The organism is Kitasatospora sp. NPDC024654 (assembly GCF_055559155.1).
Window position 1 is genome coordinate 1 of the sequence record NZ_JBVHLF010000080.1, and the last position, 13271, is coordinate 13271.

11 protein-coding genes, 1 tRNA gene and 2 pseudogenes are annotated in these 13271 nt (G+C 72.7%); 6 read left to right on the forward strand and 8 right to left on the reverse strand.

All coding sequences use genetic code 11. The annotated features are described in order from the left end of the window. Window positions 1-91 precede the first annotated feature (91 nt). Both ACZ38L_RS31510 and ACZ38L_RS31515 read right to left on the reverse strand, forming a co-directional pair. Window positions 92-1534, reverse strand: coding sequence for a Cys-Gln thioester bond-forming surface protein (locus ACZ38L_RS31510; protein ID WP_465699713.1), 1443 nt, complete (start codon window positions 1532-1534; stop codon window positions 92-94). 337 nt (window positions 1535-1871) lie between these two features. After that, window positions 1872-2699, reverse strand: coding sequence for a single-stranded DNA-binding protein (locus ACZ38L_RS31515; protein ID WP_465699717.1), 828 nt, complete (start codon window positions 2697-2699; stop codon window positions 1872-1874). A 609-nt stretch (window positions 2700-3308) separates the two neighbouring features. Between ACZ38L_RS31515 and ACZ38L_RS31520 the strand changes: the two genes are divergently transcribed. Next, window positions 3309-3384, forward strand: a tRNA-Arg gene (locus ACZ38L_RS31520). A gap of 559 nt (window positions 3385-3943) precedes the next feature. Here the strand turns inward: ACZ38L_RS31520 and ACZ38L_RS31525 are convergent. Further along, window positions 3944-4165 carry a hypothetical protein gene (locus ACZ38L_RS31525; RefSeq protein WP_465699764.1) on the reverse strand — a complete coding sequence of 74 codons (222 nt, stop codon included), beginning with the start codon at window positions 4163-4165 and terminating at the stop codon, window positions 3944-3946. Window positions 4166-4328: 163 nt separating this feature from the next. Continuing rightward, window positions 4329-4457, reverse strand: a pseudogene (locus tag ACZ38L_RS31530) (hypothetical protein); the annotation flags it as partial. On the opposite strand from ACZ38L_RS31530, the gene ACZ38L_RS31535 reads away from it, so the two are divergent. Then, window positions 4396-4782, forward strand: coding sequence for an alpha/beta fold hydrolase (locus tag ACZ38L_RS31535; RefSeq protein WP_465699720.1), 387 nt, complete (start codon window positions 4396-4398; stop codon window positions 4780-4782). The pseudogene ACZ38L_RS31530 and the gene ACZ38L_RS31535 sit on opposite strands and share 62 nt — an antisense overlap. Before the next feature lie 780 nt (window positions 4783-5562). Here the strand turns inward: ACZ38L_RS31535 and ACZ38L_RS31540 are convergent. Continuing rightward, window positions 5563-5991: pseudogene (locus tag ACZ38L_RS31540) on the reverse strand (DUF2079 domain-containing protein); the annotation flags it as partial. A gap of 250 nt (window positions 5992-6241) precedes the next feature. Then, the gene (locus tag ACZ38L_RS31545; RefSeq protein WP_465699723.1) at window positions 6242-6742 is read right to left on the reverse strand and encodes an NUDIX domain-containing protein; all 501 of its coding nucleotides are present in this window, start codon (window positions 6740-6742) and stop codon (window positions 6242-6244) included. 106 nt (window positions 6743-6848) lie between these two features. Here ACZ38L_RS31545 and ACZ38L_RS31550 point away from each other — a divergent pair, with 106 nt between their 5' ends. Further along, the gene (locus ACZ38L_RS31550) at window positions 6849-7664 is read left to right on the forward strand and encodes an enoyl-CoA hydratase/isomerase family protein (protein WP_465699725.1); all 816 of its coding nucleotides are present in this window, start codon (window positions 6849-6851) and stop codon (window positions 7662-7664) included. A gap of 17 nt (window positions 7665-7681) precedes the next feature. Here ACZ38L_RS31550 and ACZ38L_RS31555 read toward each other — a convergent pair whose 3' ends face one another. After that, window positions 7682-8932 (reverse strand): acyl-CoA dehydrogenase family protein, encoded by a 1251-nt coding sequence (locus ACZ38L_RS31555; protein WP_465699727.1) that lies wholly within the window; start codon window positions 8930-8932, stop codon window positions 7682-7684. Between the two features lie 144 nt (window positions 8933-9076). Between ACZ38L_RS31555 and ACZ38L_RS31560 the strand changes: the two genes are divergently transcribed. Then, entirely contained in the window at window positions 9077-9727 is a 651-nt protein-coding gene (locus ACZ38L_RS31560; protein WP_465699729.1) for a TetR family transcriptional regulator, read from the forward strand. Between the two features lie 122 nt (window positions 9728-9849). Further along, on the forward strand, window positions 9850-11295 hold the full coding sequence (locus tag ACZ38L_RS31565; RefSeq protein WP_465699732.1) for a glycoside hydrolase family 5 protein: 1446 nt from the start codon (window positions 9850-9852) through the stop codon (window positions 11293-11295). Between the two features lie 14 nt (window positions 11296-11309). Here ACZ38L_RS31565 and ACZ38L_RS31570 read toward each other — a convergent pair whose 3' ends face one another. Continuing rightward, window positions 11310-12278 (reverse strand): helix-turn-helix domain-containing protein, encoded by a 969-nt coding sequence (locus tag ACZ38L_RS31570; RefSeq protein ID WP_465699735.1) that lies wholly within the window; start codon window positions 12276-12278, stop codon window positions 11310-11312. Window positions 12279-12522: 244 nt separating this feature from the next. Between ACZ38L_RS31570 and ACZ38L_RS31575 the strand changes: the two genes are divergently transcribed. Further along, a complete protein-coding gene (locus tag ACZ38L_RS31575) occupies window positions 12523-13257 on the forward strand; it encodes a G1 family glutamic endopeptidase (RefSeq protein WP_465699737.1) in 735 nt (244 codons plus the stop codon). Window positions 13258-13271 lie beyond the last annotated feature (14 nt).

A 13271-nucleotide genomic window follows, 5' to 3' on the forward strand; every position in this document is an offset into this window, starting at 1 on the left:
CGAGAACCCAGCGTCACCCGAAGGCCGCTCCCATGTCCGGAGAACAGCAGAACCCAGACCTAAACGATCTCTGCGCCCTAAAATCGCAAGCTCAGGCAGCGGTCCGGCTGTGGCGACCACGACGGCGCATCGCGAACACCGCGCCACCACCGGCGACCACCAGCACGCCGGCGATACCGGCGAGCAGCGGGGCCGAGCTGCCGCCACCGGTGAAGGCGAGGGTGCCACCGGTGCTGCCGGCACCGGCCGGGGTCGGGCTGGCCGAGGTGCTCGGGGTGGTGCCCGGCGCGGACGCCGAGGTGCTCGGGCTGGCCGAGGCGCCGGTGCCACCGCCGGTGGTGCCGGCGACGTGGCAGTCGAGGATGCCCTTGAACTCCTGGTTCTGGCCGTTCACCCCGGCGACCTTGATGTCGTAGGACTGGCCCTGGGCGACCGGGACCGGGATGCTCTGGGTCTGGCCGGGCTTCACCGTGACGCTCTTGCCGCCACCGGTGCCGGAGAGGGTGAAGGTGTAGTTCTGGTCACCGTTGTTGGTGGCCGTGACCACGACGGCGTTCTGCGAGCAGACCACCGCGGCGGAGATCGCCGGGATCGGGCCGGACGGTGCCCAGCTGGCACCGGCGGTGGCGGAGACCGTGTCGGTGGTGGTGCCGGCCAGGATCAGGGTCTGGCTGCGGGTGCCGTTCGGGCTGTAGCCCATGAAGGCCCGGCCGACCTGGACGGCGGCGCTGGCGTTGGCCGTGATGGTGGCCTGGCCGGCGTCCGCACCGGCCGGGGCCTTCACGTAGAGCTGCTCGTTGTTGGTGGCACCGGTGAGCAGCTTGCCGCTCTGGTCCGTGAGGACGGTGCCGCTCTTGTCGGTCAGGACGACGCCGGCCGCGGCGGACTTGGCGTCGAGCGACGCGCTGACCGAGCTACCGGTGGTGCTGACGGTGATCGGGCCGAGCAGCGCACCGCTCTTGCCGGACACCGACGACGGCGTCAGGGTGAGCGAGGGGCTCGGCTCCTGGACGTCGGCGGCGTTGTTGATGAGGTAGGTGGTCAGCTTCTGCGCGGCACCGTCGACCGGCACGGCGTCCACGTGGTCGGAGAAGTGCCAGATCGCCGCCTGGGTGCCCTCCGCCGCCTGCCGCTCGTTCAGGTTGCTGACGCCGGCCTTGGCCGCCAGGTCGCTGAGCTTGTCGTCCTGCGGGAACGAGTTCTGCAGGATCCAGTTGATCTTGCCCTTGTCGGGGTTGTTCGCGAGAGAGGTCGCCGACCAGGGGCTCTCCTGGTACTTGGCGTCATCCTGGGTCTCGGTGCCGAGGTCAATGCAGTAGGTCTTCAGGACCGTGCCGTCGGCCATCTTGAGGCCGATCAGGCCACCGTCCAGGGGCCGGTCGTCCCCGTTGATGGTGACCGGGCCGCCGACCAGCAGGTTCGGCATCAGCGTTGCGGTCGCACCCGAACCGCTGCCACCGCCGTTGCCGCCGTCCGCGAAGGCCGCCCCCGCCAGCGTGAACCCGCCGCCGACCAGCATGCTCGACGCGAGCATGACAGTAGCTATGCGGGAGATACCCCGCGCGTTCTTGTGGTACATGAATGACCCCTCCGAGCAGGGCCGCGCCCATGACGGCCCGCCGTGCAATGTCACGCTCTCTGTGGCGCGACCGCACTTGTGTGAACCAGACGCATCCTATTGATTGCGGAAGATCCGCAAACCTCCACACCATCAGAACGCGGTTCCGTATCGGAATTGTTATCAAGCTCGCGACGGGCGCCCCAGACCGACCTCCCAACAGGCATTCATCACTTTGTCGACTCTCTGGGGCGCATTGCCACCCACCCGGGCAAGAAGTGACTCTGAGAGTCGTTCAATGCTCAAATTTTGCTCAACCAGAGACCGTTCCGCCTCCGCCCGCCCGAGCCCCCGAGGATCCGTCAACCCGCCGCCGCGCGGACCGCACCCCTCGCGCCCGACCACCCGCCGCCACGGCTGGCTCGGTTGACGCACCGTCCGCCAACTCACCCACCCCACTCGGCTCAGCTCCACCAGCACCAGCGACCACACCCGTCTCCCCGGCCCCGGAGGACACCGAGCCAGCCCCGCCCGCCACCTCGACCCCCTCCGCGGCTCCCTCCGCAACTCCCGCCACCCGCACCATCTCCGCAGCCCGTCGCGCCCGCACCGCCGCCACGATCCACTCCGGCACCGCCTCCCCCACCAGCCCGGTCCCGCCCTGGACCAACTCCCCCTCGCCCCCGGCGTCCCGACCACCCCGCGGCAGCCCCTCGCCACCGGGACCCGCCGGGCCCGCCCCCGGCCCACCCATCCGCGCCGCCACCAACTCCGACCGCCCCTGCACCGCCCAGCGGAACGCCGATGTGCCCCGCCCCAGGTCGTGCCCCACCACCCGGGCGTCGATCTCGACGGCCGACCTCCGCTTCCCGCCGTCCTCCCACTCCCTGACCCTCAGTCGGCCACTCACCACCACCGGGTCACCCTTGTTCAGCGAACTGACCACATTGGCGGCCAACCACCGCCAGGCGACCACCGAGACCCACGTCGTCTCCCCGTCCACCCAGTCGCCACGACTCCGGTCGTACCGCCGCTCGGTAGAGGCCAACCGGAAGTTCGCCATCGGCACCCCGCCGGCCGTCTGCACATAGCTGACCGTCGAAGCGACATTTCCGACCATCGTCACCAGCGTCTCGTTCATGACATGACCCCACGATTCCTCGCACACCACCGGATTCGACCGGCCCGGAATCGAGGATCCGCCATCACGAGAAGCGGTTCCAGCGCCTTTGAATTTCTGTGGATAACTCCCGTATGTGGATAACTTTGCCTTTTCCTGAAAGTACTATCGCATATCCGAGTCACGTCGACATTCTGCGTCCATGACAAGCCAAGGTCCACAGCCCAGTCACCATGCCCCACGCAGGCCACCACAAGGACGTTCTGTGCACGTCATCCAACCCAACGAAGCGAAATCCCCGCCCCGCCGCCGCTTCTCAACCGTTACGTTCCCTGCACACCCAGCAACCATCACAGCGCATCCATAACGGGTGAGGAGACAGCGTCGTAACGACTGCACAACGTCCGGCCCCAGGAGAGGCCGCAACGCTGCACCGGGAGCCTCCACCTGCGATTATCAGACCGCTCTCGCGAGGCCGACACACCCGCCCGACCAGTAGAAAGCCAACCGAAGCTGCTGTCCCCCTTATCCTGTCCCCGACAGGGCGAGGGCTTCATCAACCCCCACCCAAGGGAATAGGCACCGGAAGCCTTCGGGCCCCGCCCGCCACCCGGGCCGCACGCCCGCCCCGCCCCCGTAGCTCAGCGGATAGAGCAGGTGCCTTCTAAGCACTTGGCCGCAGGTTCGAGTCCTGCCGGGGGCACCAGCACGGCCCGCCGATCCACCCCGGATCGGCGGGCCGTTTTCGCAGGTCAGAGCGGGTAACCTCAGCACCGCAGTACCGACTTGACAGGAGCGCCGTCAGGTCTGTCCGGCCGGCCGTCTCCGGTCGACGGCGGCGGTTTTCGGCTGACTGCGTCGAAGTTCGCCCGGGTTGCGAGGGCCTCGGAGCCCCCGCAACCCCGGCGAACGCGGCTTCGGCACTCCTCTTCCTGTCCCGTGCCGCAGCCGGCGTGGACCCGCGGAAGGACCGCCACCGCCCGCCCAGGAGGCCGCCCGGGCGGGCGGAACGCCGGAGTTGAGCCACTCCGCCAGCCTCGTGTGACGGAGGTCACACGCGCGGTGCCCATCGGCGAGGCGGCCTCCTCCCTGGTCGCGGCCTCCCGCCGAGTCGCGCGCCGGGCCCGGTGGTACGCCGAGCCCGCCAACCCCCTCCGCCCCACAGCGGACCCCGGGCTTCACCTCGTCCGCGACGTGCTGGCACGGGATCCCGCTCGGCAAGGGCGAGCACGGCGCCGGTCGCGTCTCCGTCTCCGCCCGCCCCCTCAGGTGCCGGCGGTCGCCGAGGAGCTGAGCGGCCATCGCTCGTCCACCCCGCCGGACGTCTTGACCGGTGGCGTCGACAGGGCATCACCACTGCGAATCGGGTTGGCCGCGAGCACCTTGCGGCGGACCGCGTAGTCGAGCGCGTTGCTGAGGATCCGGCGGATGCGACTCCGCGTGGACGACGCCGCGGCCGTGCCGTCCTCGGCTGGGATGACCGTCATCACCCGGTCGCACACGCCCCCGTCCGCAGAGTGGCTCGCCGGACAGGGGGCTGTCGTCCGGGCGGTGTCGGCGGCCTCCGGCGGTGCGGACCAGCCGTCGCAACGGGCCGTTGAGCCGCTCCAACACGCCGTCGCGCCGCCAACGGGCGAAGTAGGCGTAGGTGGCCTCCCACGGCGGGTAGTCGTGTGGGAGGTGGTGCCAGGGGATGCCGGTGCGGTCGGAGGTGGCGATGAGAGTCGTGTTTGTGCACGGGGCGTGCGTGCGGGACGGGTCGTGGTGGTGGCACCGCACCGCCGAGCTGCTGCAGGAGTGGGGGGTGCCGAGCGTGGCCCCGGCGCTGCCGAGCTGCGGCGAGGCGGGCCCGCCCGGCGGCGTCGGCGGTCCGGGGCTGCCCGAGGATGTCGCCGCGGTGCGGCAGGTGCTGCTGGCCGGCGACGAGCCGACCGTCGTGGTCGCCCACAGCTACGGCGGTGTCGTCACCGCGGAAGCCGGCACCCCGCCGCGGTTGCAGCGCGAGTTCGCCCGCCGGGCCGGCAGCGTCGTCGAGCTCGACACCGGCCACCACCCGTTCCTGTCCCGGCCCGCAGCGGTCCGGGACCTGCTGCTGAGCCTGTGACGGCAGCGGCGGACGAGCCGGGCGGCGGTCCGAGGGCCGGGAGGCCGTCGTGAGTGCCGGGGAAGAACTGCTGTCGGGGGCCTGCCCGGCCTGCACCGGGCAGGACGTCGACGGCCTGCTCGCTCGCGTCAGCGACGCCGTCGACCGGCCGGACGGCTCGAGCGAGCTGCGGGGCAAGCCTGCCGTCCGGGCGTACCGGACGGAGCAGTGGCGCCGCACGCATGCCCACGACCAGCCGGTCGCGTTCACGCGGCGGCCGGATGGCAGGGTCACGGTCCGGATCAGCCAGGTCGTCCTGATTCCTCGACGGCGGTGCGTTGCGACGCGGCACGAGGGCCTTGCTGGGTGCCGGTGCGGATGTCCTGACCCACACCGGGCCAGAAGGCCCTCACTCGTCCCGGGATCGCCACCGCGCGAGTCCTGTCACCAACCTCCCTGGTCAGAACACAGCCCCTACCCCGAGAGGTCGTTGTGGCATCATCCAACAATTCCCTTGCCAGTGCTTCCGGTTCCGGCTCCCGGAAGCCCACCGTCCGCCTGTGCGTGATCGTCAAGGACGAGGCGGAGGTCGTCGAGCGCTGCCTGGCCTCGGTGCGCGGTCTCGTGGACACCTGGGTGATCTCCGACACCGGTTCGAGCGACGGGACCCAGGGCTGATCCGGCGTGCGCTGGCGGGTGTTCCGGGCGAGCTGCACGAGGAGCCCCGGGTGAACTTCGGCCACAACCGGACGCTGGACATCCGCCACGCCCGCGGCAGGGGCCGACTACCAGCGGGGGCGTGCTCGCCGTGACCAGCGCCGCCTGCACCACGAGCAGGGCCACCGGCGAGCGCCAGAGCAGGTGGAACGGGGCCACCAGGGCCGGCACCGGCGAGAAGTGGTCCCCCAGCACGGGGAAGCGGGGCGCCCTCAACTCCGAGACCGGCAGGTGTCCGTCCGTGCGGGAACGGATCACCTGCTCGAAGACTCCCAGGTCGTAGCTGTTGGACAGCATCCACTCGTGGATCCGCACGGACAGCGTCGTGTAGACGAGGAAGAGCGCTCCGGTCAGCGCCCAGGTCCACCGGCGCCGGGCTCGGCGGGGGCCTCCCGGGCCGGCTCCGGTCGCCTGCCGGGTCCGGCCTGCCGCGGTGGACGCGTGGTGCTGCTGCCGGTGGGGAGCGCCTGCATGACCACAGCTTCCGAAAGCCGGTACCGATGCCGATGGCATCAAGATGGCAGCACCGGCCCGGGGTGTGGCCGGCGGGACTTTCCGGGCGCCCCAGAACCAACCGCATGGCCGTGCGGGAGCTGGCCGGCTCGCGTCCGTCGCCAGTGGCGAGGTACGGGCTCGGTGGTGGCAGCGGCGCCAGGCGGACCAGTGGCTCCTACCCGGCCGGGCCGCACGCCTCCTCCGACTCCGTGTTCCCCGCCACCGGCGTCCGCGCGATCGGCACGGCGCGCCGCCGTCAGGGCGGCCGTCAGATGCCGGTGACCGTCCCCGCGACGATCCGCACCTCGCCGTCCACCCGCGCGGCCAGCGCCGCCGCCAGCCGTTCGGCGCGCGGCTCGCCGAGCAGCGCCAGCGCCTCGTCGACCGGGGCCCAGCGGTACTCCGCCAACTCGGCCGCCTGCAGCGTGATCCCGGTACCGGCCGGGACCGTGCCCGCGTCGAAGATGAAGTGCACCGCGGGATGGTCGAGCCGCTCGGACGGGTGGGTCCAGGAGACCACCAGCAGCCGGCCCGGCTCGCGGTCCAGGCCGGTCTCCTCCAGCAGTTCGCGCCGGGCGCACTGCCGGGCGTCCTCACCCGGGTCGATCGTGCCGCCGGCGAACTGCCAGCCGGGACGGTAGGTGGGCTTCACCACCAGCACCCGGCCGGCCTCGTCGGTGAGCAGTGCCGCGGCGGCGGTGTAGGAGCGCGGCAGCGAGGCCAGCCACTGCTCGCGCGGGAGCAGGGGCTCCCGCCGGTCGTCAGCCATGTCACTCCTCGGCCGGATCCTCGCGTCCCGGGCATTCAACCACGGTGCTCCGCCACTGCGGGACGCCGCCGTCCAGCGCGCCGGGCCGGCCTGCGAGAGTGGGCCCATGACGGACCAGATCCTGCTCGCCGACCGCACCGAACTGCCCACCGGCACCACCGGCCTGCGGCTGTACGCCCCCGACCCGGACCCCGCCGACGGGGTCGCCGTCCTGCTGCTGGACCGGCCGGAGCGGCGCAACGCCGTCACGTTGGAGATGTGGCGCCGGCTGCCCGCCGTGCTGGCCCGGCTGGCTGACCAGCCCGGCGTCCGCGCGCTGCTGCTCACCGGCGCGGCGGGTACCTTCAGCGCCGGCGCCGACATCGCCGAGCTGTCCACGGTCTACGCCGACCCGGCCGCCGCCGATGCCTACCACGCCCAGAACGTCGCCGCCGAGGAGGCACTGGCCGGCTTCCCGCACCCGACCCTCGCGGTGCTGCACGGCGCCTGCGTGGGCGGCGGCTGCCAGTTGGCGGCCGCCTGCGACCTGCGGTTCGGCGCCGAGGACGCCCGGCTGGGGATCACCCCGGCCAAGCTCGGCGTGGTCTACCCGGCCGTGCCGACCGCCCGGTTGGCCCGGCTGGTCGGTCCGGCCCGGGCCAAGTACCTGCTGTTCTCGGGCGAGTTGGTGCCGGCCCGACGGGCCGAGCTGTTCGGCCTGCTGGACGAGGTCCACCCGGACGACGAACTCGACGCCCGGGCCCTGGAGTTCGCCCGGCTGCTGGCCCGGCGCTCACCGCAGACCATCGGTGCGGCCAAGGCGGCACTGGCCGCCGAGGACCCGGCCGCCGCGCTGGCGCCCTGGGAACACCGGTCGCGCGAGGCGCCGGACGTCCGGGAGGGACTGGCCGCCTTCCTGGAGCGCCGCGAGCCGCGGTTCTGAGCCCCGATGACGGCGCCTCAGCGGATCGGCAGCCCCGAGATGGTCCGCGCGATGACCAGCCGCTGGATCTCGCTGGTCCCCTCGAAGATGGTGTAGATCGCGCTGTCCCGGTGCATCCGCTCCACCGGGTACTCCCGGGTGAACCCGTTGCCACCGAGCAGCTGCATCGCCTGCGAGGTGACCCACTTGGCGGTCTCGCCCGCGTAGAGCTTGGACATCGATCCCTCGGCCGCGGTGAACGGCTGCTGGTTGGCGGCCATCCAGGAGGCCCGCCAGACCAGCAACCGGGCGGCGTCGATCCGGGTCCGCATGTCGGCCAGGGTGAAGGCGACGCCCTGGTTGTCGATGATCGGCCGGCCGAACTGCACCCGGGTGCGGGCGTAGTCGAGCGCGACCTCGTAGGCGGCCCGGGCGATCCCGACCGCCTGCGCGCCGACGGCCGGCCGGGAGGCCTCGAAGGTGGCCATCGCCGCGTTCCGGCCCGGAGCACCCCCGCCCGAGCCACGGCCGGCCGCCGTCCCCGCCGCCCGCTCGCGGGCCCGGGCGAGCCGCTCGTCGAGCTTCTCCTTGCCGCCGAGCAGGCAGTGCCCGGGCACCCGGACGTCGTCCAGCACCACCTCGGCGGTGTGCGAGGCGCGGATCCCGTGCTTCTTGAACTTCTGTCCCTGGGAGAGCCCGGCGGTGCCCGGCGGGACCACGAAGGAGGCCTGGCCGCGGGCCCCGAGCGCCGGGTCCACGGTGGCCACCACCACGTGCACCGCGGCGATCCCGCCGTTGGTGGCCCAGGTCTTGGTGCCGTTCAGCACCCACTCGTCCTTCGCCCGGTCGTACACCGCGCGGGTGCGCAGCGCCGAGACGTCCGAGCCGGCGTCCGGCTCGGAGGAGCAGAACGCGGCGACCTTGACGTCGTCCGGGGTGCCGAACATCTGCGGTGCCCAAGTGCCGATCTGCTCGTCGGTGCCGTTGGCCAGCACCGCGACGGCGGCCAGCGTGGTGCCGACGATGGAGAGGCCGAGGCCGGCGTCGCCCCAGAACAGCTCCTCCATGGCGACCGGGATGCCGACGCCGGAGGGGTCGAAGTACTGCTGGGCGTAGAAGTCCAGCGAGTAGATGCCGATCTTGGCGGCCTCCTGGATGATCGGCCAGGGGGTCTCCTCACGCTCGTCCCACTCCGCGGCGGCCGGGCGCATCACGTCGGCCGCGAAGCCGTGCAGCCAGTCCCGCACGGCGAGTTGGTCCTCGCCGAGCTCCATCGAGAAGGGACTCATGGTTCTCCTCCAGGGGTGACGGCCGGGCGGGGCCAGGCCACGCCGCCCGGGTGTTACCGGGGGTAACATCGAGGGAGTCTGCTACTGATAGGTAACGGATGTCAACGAGCGCACGGCAAGGCGCAGGAGGAGACGGAGGGGCCGGTGGCAGCCCTGGAGGAACCGCGCAGGGAGCAGCTGCTCAACGCCGCCGACCGGGTGGTCCGGCGGGACGGACCGGGCGCGAGCATGAACGCGATCGCCGCCGAGGCCGGTATCACCAAGCCGATCCTCTACCGGCACTTCGGCGACCGCGGCGGCCTGTTCCAGGCGCTGACCGAGCGCCACACCGCCGGACTGCTGGCCGCCGTGCGGGCCGCGCTCGCCGAGCCGCTGGAGCGGCGCGAGCGGGTGGAGCACGTGCTGGACACCTACCTGGCCGGCATCGAGGCCCGCCCGCAGGTCTACCGGCTGCTCACCCACCCGGAGGCGGGCGATCCCCAGGAGGTGGGCAACGCACTGGCGCCCGCACTGCGGCAGATCGCCGAGGAGATCACCCGCGCGGTGACCGCCCAGGTCGATCTCGGACCGGACGGACCACTGCTCGCCGAGGCCTGGGGGCGGGCGATCACCGGCATGGTACTGGCGGCCGGGGACTGGTGGCTGGAGCAGCGGCCCTGCCCGCGGGCCCGGATGGTGCAGGCACTGGCCGACCTGCTCTGGGGCCGACTGGCGGCCGCCGCACCGCTGCCCGTGCCACCGCTGGCCGTCGCACCACTGGCTCCGGCGCCGCTGCCCTCGGCGGACCGAGCCTGAGGCGGGCCCCAACTCCCTTGCGCCCGCGCCCTTGTGCGCCATCGCGCCATCCGGCAGGATCGGCCCGCGCCACCCACCGCCGGGCGCCTGGCCCGGCTCCGCCGTGCCCGTGCGAGGTGTCCGTGCGCGTCCGCCGTACCGCTGCCGCCGTGTCGCTGGCGCTCGCCGCCGCGCTCTGTGTCGCCGCCGCGCCGGCGCCGGCACCCGCCGTCCCGGCCACCCGACTCGCCCTTGCGCAGCCCGACTTCCCGACCGGGGGCACCACCACGCCGGACGGCCGGACGCTGTTCACCGACTCCGCCGGCCGGACCGAGCTGCTGCGCGGCTTCGACCTGGACAAGTACGACGAGACCACCCGGGCCGACCTGCGCGCGATCGCCGACCACGGCTTCAACCTGATCCGGGTGGCGATCTCCTGGGACCGCCTCGAACCGGCTCAAGGCCGCTACGACCAGGCCGAGTTCGGCAAGCTGCGGCAACTCCTCGACTGGGCCGACCAGGACGGCCTGCTCGCCCTGATCGACTTCCACCAGGACGTCTACGGACCGGAGTTCGGCGGCGGTCAGGACGGCATCCCGCCCTGGGCGACCCGGGACGACGGGCTGCCGTTCACCCCGGTTCCCGGCGACTGGTTCGCCGGCTACTTCGAGCCGTCCGTGCAGGCCGCCTTCCGGCACCTGTACGACGACCCCGACCTGCGCCGCTGGCAGCAGGACTTCTACACCCATGTTGCCGGCGAACTACGCGGTCACGCCTCGCTGTTGGGCTACGACCTGTTCAACGAGCCGTCCGGACCGTTCGACGGCGACCCGACCGACCCGGCGGTCCAGGTGGCCTCCGCGGCGGCGCTGGAGCAGGGCCGGCTGGCGGCCATGTACCGGCGGCTGATCGGCGCCATCCGCGCGGTGGACGACCGTGCTTGGCTCTTCGTCGAGCCCACCGTGCTGGTCGGCGAGGGGGTACCGACCCAGCTGCCCGGCTTCACCGACCCGCGGCCCGGCGCGGCCCGGATCGGCTACGCCCCGCACTTCTACGACACCGCGGTCGAGGGCGGCACCGACTGGAACCCCGCCGACGGCTTCATCCAGGCCTACACCGCGGCCATCACCGGCTACCCGCGGGCCCACCGGCTGCCGGTGCTGGTCGGCGAGTGGGGTCCGCCGCAGGCCGCGACCCCGGGCAACGCCGAGCTGGTCCGCCGGCAGGTCGCCGCGCTGGCGGGCTTCGCGACCGGCTGGGCGCTCTGGTACTGGTGCCGGGGCACCGGCGGCTACTGCGCGCTCGGCCCGGACGGCCGGCCCGCGCCCGGGGACGGCCCGGTGTTCGCGCCGTACGCCCCCGCGGTGGCCGGGCTGCCGCGCCGCGAGTCCTGGGACGGCGCCCGCTACACCCTGGAGTTCAGCACCGGACCGGGCGGTTGGACCGAGCTGGCCGTCCCACCCGGTGCCCGGATCACCGTGCGCGGCGCGGGGCCGGCCGTCGTCACCGCCGGCCGCCCGGGCCGGGCCCGGGTGCTGCTGCCGTTCGCCCGCCCGGGCACCACCGCCGTCCTGACCGTCACCGGCTGACCGTCGCCGGCCGGTCAGAGCAGGTCCGCCCGGGCCGCCTGGATGCCGGCCTGGAACCGGGTCCGCGCGCCGAAGCGGTCCATCAGCTCCCGCACCCAGCGCTGCACGGTCCGGGTGGAGACTCCCAGCTGCCGGGCGATGCTCTCGTCGGTCAGCCCGGCGGCCAGCAGTGCCAGCAGCTGGCCGTGCCGGTCCTGCGGGGGCTGCGCCGAGTCGGGCGCGGGCAACCGCATCGCCCGTGACCAGTAAAGCTCGAACAGCCCGGTCAGCGCCGCCAGCAGCGAGGACGGCCGGACCAGCAACACGCTCTGCAGCTCGGTGCCGGCGCTGACCGGCAGCAGCGCCCACCGGTCGTCCACCACCGCCAGCTTGAGCGGCAGTTCGGGCAGCACCCGGGCCTGCTCGCCGGCCTCGGTGAAGGTCCGGATCTCGGTCATCCGCTCGGGTTCGCGCAACACCCGGCTCTCGTAGACCGCCCGTATCTGCACCCCGCGGGCCAGCGCGCCGAGCTCCAACTCCGGGTCCGAGCGCCGGATGTACGGCGGCTTGTCGAGTATCCGCAGCTGGGTCCGGACGCCGAGCTGGAGGGTCCGCCAGAGTTCGGCGACGGAGTCCCGGCCGGTGATCACCTCGACCAGCTCGCCCGCCGAGGAGGCCGGCCGGGAGCTGCGGTAGTTGCGCATCAGCTCGTTGATCCGGCCACGGGTGCGGCGCAGTTCGACCTCGCGCCGCAGCAGCAGCTCCTCCAGCGCGACGTCGGGGGCCGCGACGCTCCACACCGGGCCGGCCGTGCCCGGCCGTTCGAGCAGCCCGCAGTCGGCCAGCCCCTCCAGCGCGGTGACCGCGCGGTCGGTGCCGACCCCGAGCGCCGCGCCCAGCTGCTGCGCGGTGCCGCTCGGCGCGCTCAGCAGATGGAGGTAAAGCAGTTCCTGGTCGGCGGTCAGGCCCAGTCCGCCGAACCGCCCGGTCCGCTGTTCGGGCACACCGCACCTCCCCTGTCCAGCGTCGTTCCGCCCGACTGTGGTGCACCGTCGGGCGGAAATCAAGGGATTGACGAAATGACATGTTTCCGCCATGTCGCGTTCCGGCCCGTTCCCCCACCTTCCTGCGGGTCGGCCGCCGACCGCACGCTGAGCCGCATCACTCCCGCGCGCCGTCGGCCCCACCCGGCGGCGCGCTCCCCCATCGGGTGCGCCCCCAAGCCGCGCCCGCCCCAAGGAGTCCCCCATGTCCACGTTTCGCGCCAAGGCCGGCCCGGCCGCACTCGCCGCGCTGCTCACCGTCTCCGGCTTCGCCCTCGCCGCCCCCGCGAGCGCCGCCACCCCCAATGCCACCCACGCCGCGGCTGGCCACTTCCGGTACGGCAACCCGTCGCACCACCGTTTCGACGGCGGCAGCAACTGGGGCGGCTACATCGCCCAGGGCAGCAACTTCCAGTCCATATCGGGCTCCTGGACCATGCCGCAGGTCCAGTGCAACACCAGCAACGACCTGTTCGCGCCGTGGATCGGCATCGACGGCTACGGCTCGCAGACCGTCGAGCAGACCGGCGTCCAGGTGGACTGCTCCAGCGGCTCCCCGGTCTACTCGGGCTGGTACGAGATGTACCCGGCGGCACCGGTGTACTGGGGCGGCCAGGTGAACGCCGGTGACGTCTTCAACGCCAGCGTGACCACCGACGGCAGCGGAAACTACACCCTCACCCTGACCGACACCACCCAGGGTTGGACCCAGAACACCCAGCAGTACCTGGACGCCCAGAACGTCAGCGCCGAGGCCGTCATCGAGTCGCCGAGCCAGAGCTACCCGTCCTTCAACGAGCTGGACTTCTCCAACCTCACCGTGAACGGCCAGGTCTTCGACGACTCCAACCCGCAGGCCATCGACAGCGGCCAGTACACCGAGACCCCGCTGCAGAACGGCGCGTTCTCCATCGTGCCCGCCGGCAACGACGGCTTCTAGGGCCTGCCCGGCGG